This window comes from Mesorhizobium sp. WSM1343 (assembly GCF_055901535.1).
On record NZ_CM148370.1, the window covers coordinates 5,357,905 to 5,376,414 of the forward strand.

Genomic DNA, 18,510 nt, shown 5'->3' on the forward strand with positions numbered 1-18,510 from the left:
TCAACACGATTGACAATTGCCAGATCGCTTCCTAGCTTGGCCCGGCCGCCACGCCTCCGTTATGTTGGAAGCGCATATGCGGGAGGATAACGATGACTGAAGAATTGCCGTTCGAAGCCCTGTCGGTCGAAACCCTGGCTGCACGCCTTGGCGGCAACGAGGCGCTGTGCGCGAAGATCGGCAAGGACACCGGCGCCTGGAAGGTCCGCGAGGTCGGCGACGGCAATCTCAACCTGGTGTTCATCGTCGAGGGCGCCAGCGGTGCGGCCGTGGTCAAGCAGGCCCTGCCCTATGTCCGCCTGGTCGGCGACAGCTGGCCGCTGCCGTTGAAGCGCTCCTTCTTCGAATATTACGCGCTGACCAGGCAAGAGGCGCGCGCGCCGGGCTCGGTGCCGGCGATCCATTATTTCGATGAAGGTCAGGCGCTGATCATCATGGAATATCTTGCGCCGCCGCATATCATCCTGCGCCGTGCCCTGATCGACGGCCGCCAACTGCCGAACATCGCCCGGGATATCGGCCTGTTCATGGCCCGCACGCTGTTTCGCGGCTCGGACCTGCATATGACCGCCAAGGACCGCAAGGCCGATCTGGCGCTGTTCGCCGACAATGCCGAGCTTTGCGACATCACCGAAAACCTGGTGTTCTCCGATCCCTATTTCGATGCCAAGATGAACCGGCACACCTCGCCGCAGCTCGACGGCCTGGTCGCCGAACTGCGCGCCGACCGCGACCTCAAGGTCGAGGCGCAGCGGCTGAAGCACATCTTCGCCGCCAATGCCGAAACGCTGCTGCATGGCGACCTGCATTCCGGTTCGATCATGGTCACCGACACGGAGACCCGGATGATCGATCCGGAGTTCGCCTTCTACGGCCCGATGGCTTTCGACGTCGGCATGCTGCTTGCCAATTTCTGGATGTCCTTCTTCTCGCAACGCGGCCACGAACAGAAGGGCAAGCGCGACGCCATGCGCGCCTATCTGCTCGGTGTGACGGTCGAGACCTGGTCGGTGTTCCGCGCCGAGTTTTCGCATCTATGGCGCAGCGAGCGCACCGGCATGCTCTACCAAAAGAGCCTGTTCGAGGACCAGGGCGACATCCTTGCCTCAGAGCAGGCGCTCGACCATGTGCTGCACCAGATCTGGACCGACCTGCTAGGCTTTGCCGGCGTCGAAGTGCACCGGCGCATCCTCGGTCTCGCTCACAATGCCGATTTCGAGACCATTGCCGACGAGGATCTGCGCGCCAGTTGTGAAGCAAAGGCGCTGAAATTCGGCCGCCACCTCGCCGTCAACCGGCGCCAGATCCATAGCATCGACGAGGTCAACCAACTGGCCGCGTTGATCGAACAGGAGAGCAGCATTTGAACGTCGGCGACCGCCACTATCGCACCATCTGGCTGAGCGACGACGGGCGTTCGGTCGATATCATCGACCAGCGCTGGCTGCCGCATGATTTCCGCATCGAGAGGATCGGCACGGTTGCCGGCATCGCCACCGCCATCCGCGACATGTGGGTGCGCGGCGCGCCGCTGATCGGCGTCACCGCTGCCTATGGCGTCGCCATGCAGATGGCCGACGATGCGTCGGATGCAGCGCTCGACGCCGTGTGGGAGACCCTGCACGAGACGCGGCCGACCGCGATCAATCTGCGCTGGGCGCTCGATGAGATGCGGCGCTTCCTGCGGCCGCTGCCAACGGAACAGCGCGCCGCAGCCGCCTATCGGCGGGCCAGTGAGATCGCCGACGAGGATGTCGGCCTCAATCGCGCCATCGGCGAGAACGGTCTCGCCATCATCAAGGCGATCGCGGCACGCAAGCAGAAGGGCGAGCCGGTCAACATCCTGACCCATTGCAATGCCGGCTGGCTGGCGACGGTCGATTACGGCACGGCGACCGCGCCGATCTACCTGGCCACAGAAGCCGGCATTCCGGTCCATGTCTATGTCGACGAGACGCGGCCGCGCAACCAGGGCGCCCAGCTGACCGCCTGGGAGATGGCCGGGCACGGCGTGCCGCACACGCTGATCGTCGACAATGCCGGCGGCCATCTGATGCAGCGCGGCGCAATCGACATGGTCATCGTCGGTACCGACCGCACCACCGCCGACGGCGACGTCTGCAACAAGATCGGCACCTATCTCAAGGCGCTCGCCGCCGCCGACAACGACGTGCCGTTCTATGTCGCGCTGCCGTCGCCGACCATCGACTGGACGGTGCATGACGGACTGGCCGAAATCCCGATCGAGCAACGCTCGGCCGACGAGGTCTCGCTGGTCTGGGGCAAGACCGCCGCCGGCGAGATTGCCCAGGTGCGCATTTCGCCTGAGACGACGCCGGCGGCCAACCCGGCCTTCGACGTGACGCCGGCGCGGCTGGTGACCGGCCTGATCACCGAGCGCGGTGTCGCCAAGGCCTCGCGCGAGGGCCTGAAGCAGATGTTTCCCGAGCGGGCGTAGCCGCTCGCTTCTAGTACAGAGGCTCGGCCATGTGCTTGGGTGTCGGCCAAGTCTCGGTGATACCCGGCTGCACCGGCCGCTCCAGATAGGTCGAGAGCACCACATAGCTGCGCGTCGAGGTGACGCCCGGCGTTTCGTAGAGGCGCGCCAAAAGGCCTTCGAGGGCCCTGGTGTCTTCGGTGCGGACCTTCAGCAGCATGCAGGTGTCGCCGGCGACGGTATGGATTTCCTCCACTTCGGGATATTGCGAGACCGCCATCAGTTCCGGCGTCTTTCCCCAGCCCCTGGTGTCGATATGGACAAAGGCAAGCAAAGGCTTTTTCACCGCCCGGGGATCGATGATGGTGACCGTGTTGCGGATGGCGCCGCTGCGCCGGAGCCGTTTGACCCGCTCATGCGCTGCCGGTGGCGACAAGCCGACGCGATCGCCGAGTTCGGCGTAGCTGATCGTGGCATCATCGACCAGGACACCTAATATTCTTCGGTCTATCGCGTCGAGATCGCGGGCCGCCAGCCTGTTCTGCAGAATGCCATCTGTTTCTTCATCCATGGCGAAATTCCTGGTTCTCCGCTGAATAGAATACGGCCATTATGCCGATATGTCGAACATTGATCAACTTGCACCATTGACTGCCCGAGCCCCGATCCCGGCGCTTGCCTATCTGTTGACGGGCTGCATCGCGGTCATCGGCTCGAACTCGCTTGTGCTGGGTCCGATTGCACCGGCTGTCGCCTCGTCGTTCGGGACCAGCGTGCCGGCCGTGATGATTGCGGCGGCCGCGTTCGGCCTCGGCACCTCTGCCAGCGCGCTGTTCCTGGCGCGCTACATCGACCGGCTCGGTGCTCGCAGAATGCTGCAGGGCGCACTGCTGCTGTTGGCACTGGCGCTGGTCGCCAGCGCCGCGGCACCCACGGTGATCATGCTGGTCGCCGCACAGCTGCTGGCCGGCATCGCCGCCGGCGTCGCCATGCCGGCGATCTATGCCAGCGCGGCGGCCATCGCCCCACCGGGCAGGGAGAGCGGCACGATCGGCGTCGTGCTGACCGGATGGACGCTCAGCATGGTCGCCGGCGTCTCGCTGTCGGCCGTGCTTGCCGATCTTGTGCATTGGCGCGCCGTTTTCGTGGCGGTCGCGGTGCTTGCGGCCCTTGCATGGATGGGACTGACAGTGACGTCGCTCAGCGACACCAGGAAGGCCGGACCGGCGCCCGCCCCGCTGGAAGCGCTCGGCATTCCCGGAATCTTGCCGCTGCTGGTCGCGTGCGCGGCCTTCATGACTTCGTTCTACGGCGTCTATGGCTATCTCGGCGACCATCTTCATGTCGGGCTTGGACAGCCGGTGAGTGCCAATGGCCTGGCGGCGCTTGCCTACGGCATAGGCTTCGGGACGGCTGCTCTGCTCGACGGCATCATCGACAGACTGGGTGCGCGGCGCGTCATGCCGTTTGCCTATCTTCTTGTCGCCGTCGTCTACGTCGCGATGGCGGCGACGAGCGACAGTTTCGGGCTGACCTTGACCATGGTGGCAATCTGGGGACTGGCCAATCATTTCGGCCTGAACGTCCTGGTGATGCGCCTGTCGGCGCTCGATCCGTCGCGGCGCGGCACGATCATGGGGCTGAACAGTGCGGTGACTTACCTCGCGGTCTTTGTCGGCACCACCAGCTTCGGGCCGCTCTACTCCAGCTTTGGTTTTGCCACCTGCGCAATGGTCGCAGCATTGCTGATGCTGATCGCCGCATCGGCGGCGGCGTGGCGCACGCGGTAGTCGAACGTGCTTGGCCCAACCTTCTCACGGTTGACAGCAGCGTCCTGCCCTTTCATACAAAGCCGTTAATGTTCTCAGGGCGGGGTGAAAGTCCCCACCGGCGGTAAGGGTTTCTACCCAAGCCCGCGAGCGCTTTCCGGTCCACGCATCAATGCGTGGATTCTTAAGTGCTAGAGCGTCCTTTACGCGTCCAAGGGACGCGTGGCGCTCTAGTGGAAAGGTCAGCAGATCCGGTGTGATTCCGGAGCCGACGGTTACAGTCCGGATGGAAGAGGACGAAACGGAAGCCGGCCCGCTTTTCGCGGGCTTAATCCGTATCGTGCGTCCTGATTCTGGTTCGAAACGGAAGGATGGACCCATGAATCAGCATTCCCATAAAGACTATGAAACGACCCGCATCGCCGTTATCCGCGCGCGCTGGCATGCCGACATCGTCGACCAGTGCGTACAGGCCTTCGAAGCTGAACTGGCCTCTCTGGGAGGCGAACGCTTCACCGTCGACATTTTCGACGTGCCGGGCGCCTATGAGATCCCCCTGCATGCCAAGACCCTGGCCGGGACCGGCCGTTATGCCGCGATCCTCGGCACAGCCTTTGTGGTCAATGGCGGCATCTACCGGCATGAGTTCGTCGCAAGTGCCGTCATCGACGGCATGATGAACGTGCAGCTGTCGACCGGCGTGCCGGTGCTGTCGGCGGTGCTCACCCCGCACAACTACCACGACAGCGCCGAGCACCACCGCTTCTTCTTCGAGCACTTCACCGCTAAGGGCAAGGAAGCGGCGAACGCCTGCGTGCAACTCCTGGCGGCGCGGGACCTGATCGCGGCCTGAGGTCGTCAAACTGGCCGGATTTCAACCCTGCAACAAGAATTGCGATCGAGAAGCGCTCCGAAGGTTGCGGTTCCCTTGAAATCCCGCCAGAAGCATCAAGGGCCGACCGGCAAACCGGCCGGCCCGCGACGTTGCGCTTGAAACCAGATACGGGAGACTATTGGGTGGCTCGCATAACACTGAGACAATTGCTCGACCACGCCGCCGAATACGGCTACGGCGTGCCCGCTTTCAACATGAACAACATGGAACAGGGCCTCGCCATCATGGAGGCCGCCGAGGAGACCAATTCGCCGGTCATCCTGCAGGCTAGCCGCGGCGCGCGCGCCTATGCCAATGACGTGGTGCTGGCCAAGCTGATCGACGCGCTGGTCGAAATCCATCCCGACATTCCGGTCTGCATGCATCTCGACCATGGCAACAACGAAGCCACCTGCGTCACCGCGATCCAGTACGGCTTCACCTCCGTCATGATGGACGGATCGCTGAAGGAAGACGGCAAGACGCCGGCCGACTACGCCTACAATTCCGGCATCACCAAGCGCGTCGTCGACATGGCGCATTGGGGCGGCGTGTCGGTCGAAGGCGAGATCGGCGTGCTCGGCTCGCTGGAAAGCGGCGGCGGCGAGCAGGAAGACGGCCACGGCGTCGAAGGCGCGATCAGCCACGACCAGCTTTTGACTGATCCCGAACAGGCGGTGGAATTCGTCAAGGACACCCATGTCGATGCGCTGGCGGTTGCCATGGGCACCAGCCATGGCGCCTACAAATTCTCGCGCAAGCCGGACGGCGCGGTGCTGGCCATGAACGTCATCGAAGAGATCCATCGCCGGCTGCCGAACATGCACCTGGTCATGCACGGCTCGTCCTCGGTGCCCGAGGACCTGCAGGAGATCATCAACAAATATGGCGGCCAGATGAAGCCGACCTGGGGCGTGCCGGTCGAGGAAATCCAGCGCGGCATCAAGCACGGCGTGCGCAAGATCAACATCGACACCGACAACCGCATGGCGCTGACCGGCGCCATCCGCAAGGTGCTGACCGAGAACCCGAGCGAGTTCGACCCGCGCAAGTATCTGACACCGGCCATGGCCGCCATGCGCAAGCTCTGCAAGGAGCGCTTCGAACAGTTCGGCACCGCCGGCAACGCGCAGAAGATCAAGCCGCTGCCGGTCGCCGAAATGGCCAAGCGCTACAAGTCGGGCAGTCTGGACCCGAAGTTCGGCTGAGCTGAACGCTGGTATCGAGGGCAGGAGCGCGGCAGCGCCCTGCCCGTTTACCGAACACTATTGAAGCGTCCGCGCCGGCTGACCGGCGTGGTCGCGCGCGATGCCGGCGTCGGCATCCTCGGCGCCAAAAGCACGGTCGAGGCCCGTCGCCACGACCGAGACCCTGAAGCGGCCTTCCATGCCCTTGTCGAAGATGGCGCCAACGATGATGTCGGCATCCTCGTAGACCTCTTCGCGAATGCGGGTGGCGGCCTCGTCGACTTCAAACAGGGTCATGTCCCTGCCGCCCGATATCGAGACCAGCACGCCCTTGGCGCCTTTCATCGACACTTCGTCGAGCAGCGGGTTGGCGATCGCGGCTTCGGCCGCCTTCATCGCGCGGCCTTCACCGGAAGCCTCACCGGTGCCCATCATGGCGCGGCCCATGTCGCGCATCACGGATTTGACATCGGCGAAGTCGAGATTGATCAGGCCTTCCTTGACGATGAGGTCGGTGATGCAGCTGACGCCGGCATAGAGCACCCGGTCGGCAATGACGAACGCATCGGCGAAGGTGGTCTTGGCATCGGCGATCCTGAACAGGTTCTGGTTCGGGATGACGATCACCGTGTCGGCGCTCTCGCGCAGCCGCTCGATGCCTTCTTCGGCCATCTGCATGCGGCGCCGGCCTTCAAAGGTGAACGGCTTCGTGACGACGCCAACCGTCAGGATGCCGGCTTTGCGCGCCGCCTGGGCGATGATTGGAGCCGCACCGGTTCCCGTGCCGCCGCCCATTCCGGCGGTGACGAAACACATATGCGTGCCGGCCAGATGATCCATGATCTCGTCGAGCGATTCCTCGGCCGCGGCGCGACCGATCTCGGGAAGCGATCCGGCGCCCAGCCCTTCGGTGACATGAGCGCCAAGCTGGATCAGCCGCGTCGCCTTGGACATGGTCAGCGCCTGCGCGTCGGTGTTGGCGGCGATGAATTCGGTACCCTGAAGCTGCTCGGCGATCATGTTGTTGACGGCATTGCCGCCGCCGCCGCCGACGCCGATAACGGTGATCTTGGGTCTCATCTCGGAGATTTCGGGCTTCTTGAACTCGGCCATGCCTGTTTCTCCTTCGTCAATTGCGCGCGCTTCACGACCCACCCGCAGACTGCCTTGGGCATATTGCAATCGAGCGGCATGACGCGAATCAGTCCGTTGCGATGGGTACCCCAAAAAGCCAGACAGCGGCCAGAGGTGCAAGTGCATGCGAGGTCAAGATTTGTGATGACCGTTTTGCACAGCGTGGCTCGGGCGCTGCGTGCGCCAGATCTTACCGCAGCGAGCTCGCCGCTCCCGCCGATAGCGGCTGCGCGCTGGTTTACCGGCTCGTGCTTGGCATTCCGCCCTCCAACCTCTATGTTGCGATCGCAGATCGCGCAATTGGTTTTGAAATGCCTCCCGACATACCAGCTAGTGACTTGAAAAAATAAGGAAAAGCGCTTGGCGACAGCCACGTCTGTTTTCCTAAAACTCACCAGCTATTTTTACCAGGGACGTGCGGCCGGTCAGGCTGCGGCACCTTCGAAAACCAGAGGTTTTAAATTGAGCGATGCAATTGCGGACGTTTTGAACTGGCTTGAAAGCAGAACCGACATCCAGAGCCTGAGGGCGGCGGTGTGCGACCTCAACGGCATCATGCGCGGCAAGCGCATTCCCGTCGAGCAGGCAAGAAAGGCGCTGGAAGGCAAGCTGCGCATGCCTTTTTCGCTGATCGGACTGGATGTCTGGGGCGAAGACATCGAAGGCAACAGCCTGGTTTTCTCGACCGGCGATGCCGATGGACTGTGCCAATGGACCGGGCGCGGCATTCTGCCGGTGGCCTGGACGGCGCATCCGACGGCACTTGTCCCGCTGTGGCTTGCCGACGAAAGCGGCGCGCCCTATCTCGGCGACCCGCGACGGGCGCTGGCCCGCATCCTCGATCGCTACAAGGCCCTGGGCCTGACCCCGGTCGCGGCAACGGAACTCGAATTCTACCTCGTCGATCCGCAATCGCAGCGGCCGGTCGGCCCTGTCTCGCCGGTGACCGGACGCCGGCTCGATTCCGACGCGGCGCTGTCGATCGACGAAATCGACGATTTCGAATCCTTCATCCATGACGTCTACGAGGCTTGCCGGACGCAAGGCATTCCCGTCGACACGGCCATCGCCGAAAACGGCGTCGGTCAGTTCGAGATCAATCTGAACCATGTCGCGGACGCGTTGCGGGCGGCTGACGATGCGGTGCTGTTCAAGCGCACGGTGAAGGGCATTGCCCGCAAGCACGGCTTTGCCGCCTGCTTCATGGCCAAGCCCTATGGCGACCGGGCGGGCAACGGCTTTCACGTTCATTTCAGCCTGGTCGACGGTGAAGGGCGCAACGTCTTCGACGACGGCACCGACCAGGGCTCGGAGACCATGCGCCATGCAGTCGGTGGCCTGCTTGCGGCAATGGCCGAGAGCACGCTGGTATTCGCGCCGCACTTCAATTCGTACCGCAGGCTGCGCCCAAGATCCTATGCGCCAACCGCGGTCGCCTGGGGCTATGAGAACCGCATGGTCGCGATCCGCATTCCGGGCGGACCGACCGCTGCTCGCCGTATCGAGCACCGCGTATCGGGAGCCGACGCCAACCCCTATCTGGTGCTCGCGGCCATATTGGGCGCCGCACTGACCGGCATCGAAAGACAGTTGTCGCCCGGTGATCCGATCGGCACAGACGGCCAGGGACTTCCGCCGGCAAAGCTTCCGCCGGACTGGGCATCCGCCATCGCCGCCTTCGAGAGCGGGACGCATGTGGCGGAGATTTTTCCAGCCATCCTGCGCGACTCCTTTGTGGCCTGCAAACGCCAGGAGCTGAACACATTCGCGCTCAATGTCAGCGACTTCGAGATCGAGACATACCTCGAGAGCGTCTAGATCGGGTTACGCCAGTACGGCCAAGCTGGCGCGCATCGGCCAATCATGTCCTGGCGGCCGCGATACGGTCGGCAGGCCTCGGGCTTCCTGCGTACCGAACCCTAATCGCGTCAGGCAGGCTCGCGCCAGGGCCGCATTGCTGTCGATGACGAGCAATCCATTCACGTCGTTGAGGCTGGCAGCCACCACCGACAGTTCGGTGCAGCCGAGCAGGGCGGCATCGGCGCCGGCCGCTTGCGCGATGTCGAGCGCGCGCTCGGTTTCAACCGCCGCATCCACGATCGAACCCGCCTTGACGAGGCTGATCGCGCTGTCGACGCACGCCTGAAATTCGGTGTTCGAGGGAAGGCAGAGCTCAAATCCCGCCGCCGACATCCTGTCCTGATAGAAGCCGGAGGCCAGCGTGCCTTGGGTGGCGAGAACAGCAACCCGGCCCCGCTCCAGGCTACGACGCGTCTCCGCCACCACGGCGTCGCCGATATGGATGATTTCCGCGCGCGAATTCGCCGCCAGTTGGTCGTACCAATGATGGGCGGTGTTGCACGGCATCGCGACGCAGGCGACGCCGAGCGCATTGAGCGTCGCGACCGCGGCTTTCAAAGGCGCCAGCGGGCCGTCATGGCCGGCAAGGATGGCTTCGGTCCTGTCGGGCAGCTGCGGTACGCTGAGGATCACGGCAGGCACATGTTCGTTGTCTCTGAACGCCTGGGTCATCCGGGTCAATTTGAAGTAGAAGTCAGCCGATGCAAGCGGCCCCAGGCCGCCGATAATGCCGAGCTGGGGACGGATGGTGTCGTCGATCATCTGGCAGGCTCGGCTTCGAGCTGTTCCGAGACGGTTTCAGGCTGTGTCGCCTCCCTGTGGCTGGGAGCGATCATTGCCGTACTCGCTGCGACGGTGCAGACGCTGGCCAGCGTCATGAACGTGTCCACGGCCGCATCCACCGCGACGAACAGGGCGAACGCCGCCTCGAAGGGAAGCTTTAGGTAGCCGCAGACGATGGACATCTGCGACAGGATGAGCAGGCTGCCCATGCCGCCGGTGGTGAGCGCGAGAAGCGCCGAGATGATGCCGACGAGCACGAGGTCGGGGACTGCAAGCGGATGGCCGTAGAGCTGGGCGATGAACAGCGCACCCGAAGTGTAGAGCAGCGCCGGGCCTGTACGCAGCAAAGCCGCCTGCAGCGGCACCAGCAGTTCCACGACCACCAGGCTGAACCGCAGGCGCTCGCTCAAAAGGTTGATGACCCATGGCAGCGAGGCGACCGTAGAGCGTGTGGTGATGGCCACCATGAGAAGGGGCTGGCAGGTCTTGATCGTCGTCCAGTAGCTTCGTCGCGACCGGATGGCGATAATGGCAAAGGCCCCGGCAACGAATATGAGGCAGGAAAGACCCATCACCAGCAGGTAACCGCCCATCAGCGTGAGCGGCTTGGTTCCGGTCGACGCGGTCTGGTCCGCGATCAGGATGAAGGTTGCAAAGGGCAACCCCCAGATGAACCAGTTGGTCAGCACCGTACAGGCCCTGTAGACCGCGTTGAGCGCCTGCGTCAGGCTCATGGACGAGGGCTGGGGAATCTTCCCCATCGCGAGCCCGAAAAGCAGGCAGAACAGCAGAACCTGGATGGTCTGTCCCGAGGCCAGCGCATTGAAGACGTTGTTCGGCACCAGGTCGAGCAGGATCGAATGCCCGCCGCTGGGATCCCCATTGGAGGGCGGCGGCTGGAACGGGAAGGCGAGATCGGTGGACACGCTGCCTTGCGAATTGATGAACTCGCCAAGCTCGATGCGCGACTGGGGATTCTCGATCTGGCCCGGCTGCAGGATCAGCGACAAGGTGCCGCTCACCAGCACGGCCAGGAACGACACGACCAGCACGGCCATACCCACCTTACCGAGGTAGCGGACCGATTTCGGGTCCTGGACCATCGCCGTGATGGAGAAGATGACCGACGAGACCAAATAGGGCAGGACGACCATCTTGAGGAAATTCAGGTAAAGTTGTGCGACAGGGCTGATCGCATGGGCAAAGTCTGGATAGTAGAGGCCGCACAGGATTCCTGCAGCAATCATCGCAATCGTCGTCACCGGCGATCGCAAGATACGCCTTGCCGCGAGACGCCAATCGAAAGGCAGGGGTCCGGCTACGTCGGAGATGGCCATTGTCAGGCTTTGCTCCCCAGGCGATAGCGGGCGATGATCTCGTCCGTGTTGAGAATCTGCTGACCCCGCGCGAGGTCGAGATACAGATCGACAAAGGCCGCGAGATGCGGATTGTCCGGCCGCACGCCGACTGCGATCGTATCGACCTTGTCGGTCAGCGTGATGGAGCGCGCTACGACTGTCATCGACGGATCGTCGACCATCAGCTTCTTGATCTCGAAATCATCGCGATAGGCCATGTCGATCGTCCCGTTTCGGATCGCATCGATGATCAGATCCCAGCTTGCCAAGCGATGGATTTGCGCATGTGGGAAAGTCGTGGCCGCATAAGTGGCGAAGGAAGAGCCCTCGATCACGCCGAGATCGCCTGAGAAATCACGGACAATCTGTTCTGGCGGCTTGCCTTGCGCGATACGCGCCAGGTTGAGGCGGTTGGCGATCAGCCCTTGCCGCAGCATGGCGTAGGGGCGGGAATAGATGATCGACCGGCCGCGCTGAAGCGTCCTGCTGAGCTTGCCAATCGCCATGTCGGCCTGTCCGGAACTGACCTGTCTGACGATATCGTCGAACGTTGCGGCGGATCGGTCGAACACCGGCTCGACCCCAAGCGCCGCGGCGATGCCGTGGGCCAGTTCCATGTCTATGCCATTGTCCCCCGATCCGTCGGCCGGGAAGAACGGATTGGAAGCGAAGACCGGCATTGCGATGCGCAAGGCATCGCCGCTCGCGATCGGCGTTGGGGCGTTCTCCGCCTGCTGTCCTGGAGTGTTGGCCGCCTGGGCTTGCGAGATCAGCAACCCGCCGCTCCCGGCCGCAAGCAGTGTACGACGTGTAACCGGCATACGCGTTCTCAATTAGACCGGGAAAGCCAGCAAGATGCACAACCGACGTTAAACAAACGTATATATTACACTGGGCTTTTTTATGTATCGGATAAGCAGCTCAGAGCCACAAAATATTAGTATCGCCTAATGTAAAAGGAATGGCGGAAGGACCGCGTTACTTCCCGCCAGGCGATCAGTTGGCCCTAGGCGATCAGCTGCACTGTCAAAACGTCTCTGCCCAGGGCCGCAGCTCAAGCTCCGAGCTCCAGGCGCTGCGATGCTGGCGATGGGTTGTAAGATAGGCCTCGGCGATGGCGTCCGGCGATAGACGGCGGTCCGGCCGGTCGGGATCGGCCACCTGTCCGGCCGGCTCGATCTGGCCGTCGATGATGAAGTGGGCGACGTGGATGTTCTGCGGAGCGAGTTCACGGGCCATGGATTGCGCCAGGCCGCGCAGGCCGAATTTCGGCATGGCGAAGCCGGCTGAGCCGGGAAATCCCTTCACACTGGCGGTGGCGCCGGTGAACAGGATCGATCCGGAACCCCGCGCCAGCAGCCGGCGCGCCGCCTGCTGGCCGACCAGGAAGCCGCCATAGGCGCCGACAAGCAATGCCTGTTTGACCGCTTCGGCATCGAGCTCGGCGATCGGTCCGCGGGTGCGCGCGCTGGCGTTGAACACTGCAAGCGCCAGCGGGCCGGCCTTGTCTGCGGTGTCGAACAGGCTGGCGACGGACGCAACGTCGGCAACATCCGTCTCGACGGCCAGCGCCCCGGTTTCGTCGGTCAGAGCGCTGAGCTTCTCGACATTGCGGGCGGCCAGAACCACGCGAAAGCCTTCCCGGGTGAGAAGGCGCGCAAGCGAGGCGCTCAGACCAGCGCCGGCGCCTGCAATGACGGCCACATCGGATGCCATGATTTTTCACTCCTTGCGGATTTCGGCGGAAGCGTTCGCCAGATCAGGCAAGGTCGCGCCTTCGGGGCTGACAGGCAAGAGGTGGCATCTCGGCGGTTGTTGAGCCAGACGGCTGCAGAACCAACGTTGCGCGGTCCAGCATCGCCTGTGGCGCTACGAAGGCCGCTCGGCCTTCAGCACCGAGACCGCCGCTTCGACAGTGGCAAGGCTTGGACCTTGCCCGCCAACCGGATTCATCTGACCAACGTTTTGTCGGTCGAACCGTTAGGCCTCGCAAAGCTGTCGGCGATCTCATCAATGGGACTGGAGCACGGTCCCGAAAAGTGGGAAACGGTTTTCGGAAGAGATCATGCTCAACAAGGAAACGACTATGGAACCAATCTGGGCCGTCGGCCTGATGACCGGCACGGTGCTGGACGGCAACATCGACGTCGCGCTGATCAAGACCGATGGCGAACGCATCGAGGATTTCGGCACCTACCGGCTGATGCCCTATCCTTCGTCGATCCGCTCCCTGCTGGAAGAGACGCTGACGCAGGCGCGGGCGTGGAATTTTGTCGGGCCGGAGCCGGCGATCTTCCGCACCGCGGAAGAAGCCCTGACGCGCGCGCAGTCGGCGGCGGTCAAGGAATTGGTCGAGAGCTATGGCATGACGATGGCCGACATCGGCGTCGTCGGTTTTCACGGCCAGACCGTGCTGCATCGTGCGCCGCAGGTCGGACGGCTTGGCCAGACAAGGCAGCTCGGCGACGGTGAACTGATGCACGCGTTATTGGGCACCAAGGTCGCTTACGATTTCCGTTCGGCCGACATGCGCGCCGGCGGACAAGGCGCGCCCTTGGCCGCGGCCTACCACACCGCGCTGATGCGCAGCGCCGGCGCCAGCGGCGAGGTGGCGGTGCTCAATCTCGGCGGCGTCGCCAACATCACCTGGTGGGACGGTGCCGACAATGTCGTTGCCTTCGATACCGGCCCCGCCAACGCACCGCTGAACGATTTCATCAAGTCGAAAGGGCTCGGCGAAATGGACCGCGACGGCGCGCTTGGCGGGGCGGGCAAGGTGGACGAGGAGCGCTTGGCAAAGCTGCTGCAGCACCCTTATCTCAGCAAAGCCTACCCAAAATCGCTGGACCGTTTCGACTTCGGCGCGGCGATGGCGGACGGCCTAAGCGCCGAGGATGGCGCGGCGCTGCTCACCGCCTTCACCGCTGCGGCCGTCGGAAAGGCGCTCGACCTCTTGCCGCACCGGCCGAAGAAACTCGTGGTCAGCGGCGGAGGTCGCCATAATCCGACCATGATGGCGATGCTGGCCAGCCGCGCCGGCGTCGAGGTGGTGCAGGCCGAGAGCCTGGGCTGGAGCGGCGACGCGGTGGAGGCGGAATGCTTTGCCTTCCTCGCGGTTCGCGTGCTGCGCGGGCTGCCGATCAGTTTTCCGAGCACGACCGGCGCACCGCGGCCGATGCAGGGCGGAAAACTCGCCGGTTAAGCCAGTTTCTTCTGCAGGAAGATGCGGCTGCGGCCGACGGGGAAGTCGGCAAGTGTTCCAAAGGGCTGATAACCCTGGCGCTGATAGGCCTTGGCGGCATTCGGATTGAAGGTGTCGATCCAGGCGTTTCGACAGCCGCGCGCCACCGCTTCATGTTCGGCTGCGTCCAGCATCTTGCCGGCCGTGTGCTGGCCGCGCAGCCGCTCATCCACCCAGAGCCATTGCACATAAAGCCAGCCCCAGGCGGTGTAACCGGAAATGCCGGCTACGACCGCGCCGGCGTCGTCGCGCACGAACACCGCAAGCGCTTGCCTTTCGGACGCGCCGACATCGCCGTCGTTGAACGCCGTCAGCCTTTCGCTGAGAAAAGTGAGGTCTTGCGGCGAGGGATTTGCCGTCGTTTCCAGTGTCGTGCTCATCGCTTTTCCGAGATGGGTTGCGTATCGGCATCGCCGCCATTGCGAAATTCGGACGCGGCAATGCCGTAGCGCTTGAGCTTGTCGTAAAAAGTCTTGCGCGGCACGCCGAGCGCGTCGATGGCGGCGCGCACGTCGCCGCCATGGTCGCGCAGCGCATCGCGGATCAGTTGCGCCTCATAGTGGCCGACCCGTTCGGGCAATGCTGCCGCAGGCTCCGGCGAATGCGCGCGAACCGTTTTCATCTCCTCGTCCGGGCCGAGACCGAGCGCGACGCGATCGGCGAAATGGGCGAGCTCGCGCACATTGCCCGGCCAGTCATGCGACTGGAGATGATCGCTGACGGCTGCATTCACCTTGGCGACAGGCCGGCCAAACCGTTCGGCCGCCTTGCCGAGGAAATGCCCGAACAGCATCGGGATATCGCCGCGGCGTTCACGTAGCGGCGGAATGCGCAGCGTCACCACGTTGAGGCGAAAATACAGATCCTCGCGAAAATCGCCGCGCTGGTCCGGCCGCCCGAGATCGACCTTGGTCGCCGCGACGACCCTGAGATCGATGCGCCGGATCTCGTTCGAGCCAAGCGGCGTGAGGCTGCGCGTTTCGAGCACCCGCAGCAGCTTGACCTGGAGCGCAGGCGGCATGGATTCGATCTCGTCGAGAAACAGCGTGCCGCCGCTGGAATGCTCGATGCTGCCAATCCGCCGCCGCTGCGCGCCGGTGAACGCGCCAGCCTCGTGGCCGAACAACTCGCTTTCGATGACCGTCTCCGGCAGGGCGCCGCAATTCAGCGCCACGAAGGGTTTTGCGCGCCGCCGCCCCCATCGGTGCAGGAGGTCCGCCACCACTTCCTTGCCGGTTCCCGTTTCTCCCTCGACCAGCACATCGACATCCATGTCGGCGATCTGGCGCAAGGTCTCGCGCAACCGCTTGATGGCAGGCGCCTCGCCGATCAGCGGCAGGCCGTCGGCGGCCAATGCCGCGGCTTCGCGCAGCCGCCGGTTTTCCATCACCAGCCGCCGCTTTTCCGATGCCCGTTTCAGCGCCTCGACAAGGCGTTCTCCGGCATAGGGTTTCGGGATGAAATCGTAAACGCCGTCCTTGAGCGCGGCCACAGCGAGATCGACATCGCCATGCCCGGTAACCAGGATCACCGGTATATCCGCGTCGATCGCTTTGATGCGATCGAACAGCTGCAGCCCGTTCATGCCCGGCATGCGGATATCGCTGACGACGACGCCCTCGAAATTCCTGTCGACGACGGCAAGTGCTGCCTCGGCGGCGTCGAGTGCGACCACCGTGAAGCCGGCAAGCTCGAGCAATTGCGTGGTGGCGTGAAGGAGGTCCGCATCGTCGTCGACGAGCGCGACCAGCCCTGATCCGTCTGTCATTCAATTCGCCTCAAATCGATGGTGAAGGATGCGCCGCTGCCATTGCCGGGATCGAGCCGCAGCGTGCCGCCCAATTCCTGGGCGATCTCCTGCGAGATCACCAGCCCCAGGCCAAGCCCCTTCTCCTTGGTGGTCTGGAACGGCATGAACAGATTGCCAGCCGCCTCCGGACCAAGGCCGGGTCCATTGTCGCGCACCGAAATCAGCACCCTGTCGTCGCGCTCGGCAAGTTCGATCTCGATGCGGGGATCGGGCTGGTCCTTCATCGCGTCCAATGCATTTTGCAAAAGATTGACCAGGATCTGCTCCAGCCGGATGCGGCTCGCCATGACCACCGGCGAGGCATTGCCGCGCGGCCTGACGATGGTGACGCCGGAATCGCGTATGCGGCCTGACAGCAGCGACAGCGCGCCGTCGATCGCCTCGCGCACCGGCAGCGGCGAAGCGGCGACGCCCGGCCGGCGGGCGAAAGTGCGCAAGGTGCCGGTGATCGCGCCGATGCGTTCGGTCATCGAAACGATCGATGTCAGATTGCCGCTGGCCGATCCGGTCTTGCCGCTGTCCAGAAAACGACCTGCATTCTCGGCATAGGTGCGGATGGCGGCGACCGGCTGGTTGATCTCATGCGCCACGCCGGCGGCGATCTGGCCGAGGATGGAAAGCCGGTTGGCCTGGGCGAGATCGTCGCGCAGTCGGCGGACCTTGGCTTCGGCATTCTCGCGCTCGGCGATTTCGCCGGCAAGTGCGGTGTTGGAGCGCGTCAGCTCGGCCGTTCGCGTGCTGACCCGGCTTTCGAGCTCGGCATTCATGCGCGCCAGCGCTTCCTGCCGCAGCCTGCGCGTTCGCCGGCGCCGGGTCAGCACGTAGGCAATCAAGCCTAGAAGCAGCAAGCCCAGGAGCGTGGTCAGGCGCGCCGTATTGGCGGCCGAGGAGAGAGCAGCGTCGGCGGGCGTCAGCAGCCACAGACGCCAGCCTGGGACTGCACCGGGCAAATCCTGCACCACCTCGACGAACTGGCGTGGTTTTCCGGCGTTGTCGATCGTCGCCAGGCCATCGCCGGCGCCGCGTCTGAACGGCAGCGGCTCGAAGGCAGCATCGGCCAATTGCAGTTGCTCATGGGCGGCGGCCACGTCCTCGGCCGACAGTGGTGCCAGCGCACGAAACCGCCAGTCGGGCTGGCTGGTGGCCAGCACGACGCCTCGTTCATCGGTGACAAAGACAAGGAAACCGCTGGAACGCCAATTTGCCTCGACGCCGTCGAGCTCGACCTTCAACACCGCAACGCCAAGCGGCTTGCCGTTATCGTCGACGCGGCTCGAAAGGTAGAGTCCCGGCCGTCCGCTGATCGTGCCGAGGCCATATTGGCTGGCAGCACCTTTCGCCATCGCCTCCTGAAAATAGTGCCGGAAATTATAGTCGATGCCGACAAAGCTGGTCGGTTCGCCGGCATTGCTGGCTGATATGGCGATGCCTGCCGTATCGATGACATAGATGGCGGAGGCCGAGGCATCGCCGGCAATCGCCTTGAGCTTGTCGTTGAGGGCCGCTTCTTGCATCTTCCCGGCCCGGCGCAGCGCGCCCCGCACAGCATCGTCGCGGGCCAGCACCAAGGGAACCAGGCGCTGCTTTTCGATTTCGCCGGTCAGCGTTCCCGCCGCCAGCGGCAGAGCGGCAAGTGCTGTGTCGCGCAGATTGTCGGCCGCCTGGCCGGAGGCGATGCGCCCGGCGATGGCGATCGCGCCGGCCAGGAAAGCCAGGGCTGCGACCACGACAAGCCAGCGGCCATCGCGCAGCCGGGCCACCGCCTCGCGCAGCAACTCACGGCCGGCAAACCCTTGGGATTCGCTATCGGTGCCTGCCTGCGGCGTCTGCCCTCTCCCTTTTCTTCGCGGCTTTCCGGTCAGTGTAATGCGAAAATCCGCCCAGGCAAACGCCACTTGTGCGGAAATCCGCACAAGTATTGTCCGCGCGACCTCTGACAAAGGCGGAAATCCGCGATTCCGGCCTTTCCCCGATCTGGCACGACGCTTGCAAAACTGCTTTCAGCGGCGTGCGACCGGAGCGCCGCGATGGGAGAAGTCACGCAGGCGATCCGTTTT

Annotated in this window: 16 protein-coding genes and 1 riboswitch; of the genes, 7 read left to right on the forward strand and 9 right to left on the reverse strand. The window is 63.8% G+C overall.

What is annotated here, in order from left to right; genetic code table 11:
- Positions 1–92 precede the first annotated feature (92 nt).
- Together mtnK and mtnA are read left to right on the forward strand one after the other, a co-directional pair.
- Positions 93–1,367 carry an S-methyl-5-thioribose kinase gene (gene mtnK / locus AC0NIL_RS26245; protein ID WP_275953802.1) on the forward strand — a complete coding sequence of 425 codons (1,275 nt, stop codon included), beginning with the start codon at positions 93–95 and terminating at the stop codon, positions 1,365–1,367.
- Entirely contained in the window at positions 1,364–2,458 is a 1,095-nt protein-coding gene (mtnA, locus tag AC0NIL_RS26250) for an S-methyl-5-thioribose-1-phosphate isomerase (RefSeq protein ID WP_063171610.1), read from the forward strand. The genes mtnK and mtnA overlap by 4 nt, the downstream gene beginning before the upstream one ends.
- Positions 2,459–2,468: 10 nt before the next feature.
- Here the strand turns inward: mtnA and AC0NIL_RS26255 are convergent, their stop codons facing one another.
- Positions 2,469–3,008: an Lrp/AsnC family transcriptional regulator gene (locus tag AC0NIL_RS26255; protein ID WP_275953803.1), complete on the reverse strand. Its 540-nt coding sequence runs from the start codon at positions 3,006–3,008 to the stop codon at positions 2,469–2,471.
- Positions 3,009–3,057: 49 nt separating this feature from the next.
- Between AC0NIL_RS26255 and AC0NIL_RS26260 the strand changes: the two genes are divergently transcribed.
- From AC0NIL_RS26260 to fba, 3 genes are all read left to right on the forward strand, one after another.
- Positions 3,058–4,227, forward strand: a complete 1,170-nt coding sequence (locus tag AC0NIL_RS26260; protein WP_275953804.1) for an MFS transporter — start codon at positions 3,058–3,060, stop codon at positions 4,225–4,227.
- 66 nt (positions 4,228–4,293) lie between these two features.
- Positions 4,294–4,508: riboswitch (FMN riboswitch) on the forward strand.
- Positions 4,509–4,585: 77 nt separating this feature from the next.
- Positions 4,586–5,059: a 6,7-dimethyl-8-ribityllumazine synthase gene (locus tag AC0NIL_RS26265; protein ID WP_275953805.1), complete on the forward strand. Its 474-nt coding sequence runs from the start codon at positions 4,586–4,588 to the stop codon at positions 5,057–5,059.
- A 164-nt stretch (positions 5,060–5,223) separates the two neighbouring features.
- A complete protein-coding gene (fba, locus tag AC0NIL_RS26270) occupies positions 5,224–6,288 on the forward strand; it encodes a class II fructose-bisphosphate aldolase (RefSeq protein WP_224674009.1) in 1,065 nt (354 codons plus the stop codon).
- A 57-nt stretch (positions 6,289–6,345) separates the two neighbouring features.
- Here fba and ftsZ read toward each other — a convergent pair whose 3' ends face one another.
- On the reverse strand, positions 6,346–7,380 hold the full coding sequence (ftsZ, locus tag AC0NIL_RS26275; RefSeq protein ID WP_013532929.1) for a cell division protein FtsZ: 1,035 nt from the start codon (positions 7,378–7,380) through the stop codon (positions 6,346–6,348).
- 483 nt (positions 7,381–7,863) lie between these two features.
- On the opposite strand from ftsZ, the gene AC0NIL_RS26280 reads away from it, so the two are divergent.
- A complete protein-coding gene (locus tag AC0NIL_RS26280; RefSeq protein WP_013532930.1) occupies positions 7,864–9,219 on the forward strand; it encodes a glutamine synthetase family protein in 1,356 nt (451 codons plus the stop codon).
- Positions 9,220–9,225: 6 nt separating this feature from the next.
- Here the strand turns inward: AC0NIL_RS26280 and cuyB are convergent, their stop codons facing one another.
- The 4 genes from cuyB to AC0NIL_RS26300 form a co-directional block, all read right to left on the reverse strand.
- Positions 9,226–10,023, reverse strand: coding sequence for a cysteate racemase (cuyB, locus tag AC0NIL_RS26285; RefSeq protein ID WP_275953806.1), 798 nt, complete (start codon positions 10,021–10,023; stop codon positions 9,226–9,228).
- On the reverse strand, positions 10,020–11,291 hold the full coding sequence (locus AC0NIL_RS26290) for a dicarboxylate/amino acid:cation symporter (protein WP_275953807.1): 1,272 nt from the start codon (positions 11,289–11,291) through the stop codon (positions 10,020–10,022). The genes cuyB and AC0NIL_RS26290 overlap by 4 nt, the downstream gene beginning before the upstream one ends.
- Before the next feature lie 92 nt (positions 11,292–11,383).
- Entirely contained in the window at positions 11,384–12,223 is an 840-nt protein-coding gene (locus AC0NIL_RS26295) for a substrate-binding periplasmic protein (RefSeq protein ID WP_275953808.1), read from the reverse strand.
- A 205-nt stretch (positions 12,224–12,428) separates the two neighbouring features.
- On the reverse strand, positions 12,429–13,118 hold the full coding sequence (locus AC0NIL_RS26300; RefSeq protein ID WP_127366292.1) for an SDR family NAD(P)-dependent oxidoreductase: 690 nt from the start codon (positions 13,116–13,118) through the stop codon (positions 12,429–12,431).
- A gap of 370 nt (positions 13,119–13,488) precedes the next feature.
- Between AC0NIL_RS26300 and AC0NIL_RS26305 the strand changes: the two genes are divergently transcribed.
- Entirely contained in the window at positions 13,489–14,604 is a 1,116-nt protein-coding gene (locus AC0NIL_RS26305) for an anhydro-N-acetylmuramic acid kinase (RefSeq protein WP_275953809.1), read from the forward strand.
- Here AC0NIL_RS26305 and AC0NIL_RS26310 read toward each other — a convergent pair.
- Genes AC0NIL_RS26310 through AC0NIL_RS26320 form a run of 3 tightly spaced genes read right to left on the reverse strand, consistent with a single transcriptional unit; the run spans position 14,601 to position 18,366 of the window.
- The gene (locus tag AC0NIL_RS26310) at positions 14,601–15,023 is read right to left on the reverse strand and encodes a GNAT family N-acetyltransferase (protein WP_473572737.1); all 423 of its coding nucleotides are present in this window, start codon (positions 15,021–15,023) and stop codon (positions 14,601–14,603) included. The two genes, AC0NIL_RS26305 and AC0NIL_RS26310, sit on opposite strands and share 4 nt — an antisense overlap.
- Positions 15,020–16,411: a sigma-54-dependent transcriptional regulator gene (locus AC0NIL_RS26315; protein WP_275953811.1), complete on the reverse strand. Its 1,392-nt coding sequence runs from the start codon at positions 16,409–16,411 to the stop codon at positions 15,020–15,022. Before AC0NIL_RS26315 ends, AC0NIL_RS26310 begins: the two co-directional genes overlap by 4 nt.
- Positions 16,408–18,366, reverse strand: coding sequence for a sensor histidine kinase (locus AC0NIL_RS26320; RefSeq protein ID WP_275953812.1), 1,959 nt, complete (start codon positions 18,364–18,366; stop codon positions 16,408–16,410). Before AC0NIL_RS26320 ends, AC0NIL_RS26315 begins: the two co-directional genes overlap by 4 nt.
- Positions 18,367–18,510 lie beyond the last annotated feature (144 nt).

Coding starts and splice junctions, on each gene's coding strand:
- mtnK (WP_275953802.1), top strand. CDS start 93: ATGACTGAAGAATTGCCGTTCGAAGCCCTGTCGGTCGAAACCCTGGCT.
- AC0NIL_RS26255 (WP_275953803.1), bottom strand. CDS start 3,008: ATGGATGAAGAAACAGATGGCATTCTGCAGAACAGGCTGGCGGCCCGC.
- AC0NIL_RS26260 (WP_275953804.1), top strand. CDS start 3,058: ATGTCGAACATTGATCAACTTGCACCATTGACTGCCCGAGCCCCGATC.
- AC0NIL_RS26265 (WP_275953805.1), top strand. CDS start 4,586: ATGAATCAGCATTCCCATAAAGACTATGAAACGACCCGCATCGCCGTT.
- ftsZ (WP_013532929.1), bottom strand. CDS start 7,380: ATGGCCGAGTTCAAGAAGCCCGAAATCTCCGAGATGAGACCCAAGATC.
- cuyB (WP_275953806.1), bottom strand. CDS start 10,023: ATGATCGACGACACCATCCGTCCCCAGCTCGGCATTATCGGCGGCCTG.
- AC0NIL_RS26290 (WP_275953807.1), bottom strand. CDS start 11,291: ATGATTGCTGCAGGAATCCTGTGCGGCCTCTACTATCCAGACTTTGCC.
- AC0NIL_RS26295 (WP_275953808.1), bottom strand. CDS start 12,223: ATGCCGGTTACACGTCGTACACTGCTTGCGGCCGGGAGCGGCGGGTTG.
- AC0NIL_RS26300 (WP_127366292.1), bottom strand. CDS start 13,118: ATGGCATCCGATGTGGCCGTCATTGCAGGCGCCGGCGCTGGTCTGAGC.
- AC0NIL_RS26305 (WP_275953809.1), top strand. CDS start 13,489: ATGGAACCAATCTGGGCCGTCGGCCTGATGACCGGCACGGTGCTGGAC.
- AC0NIL_RS26310 (WP_473572737.1), bottom strand. CDS start 15,023: ATGAGCACGACACTGGAAACGACGGCAAATCCCTCGCCGCAAGACCTC.
- AC0NIL_RS26315 (WP_275953811.1), bottom strand. CDS start 16,411: ATGACAGACGGATCAGGGCTGGTCGCGCTCGTCGACGACGATGCGGAC.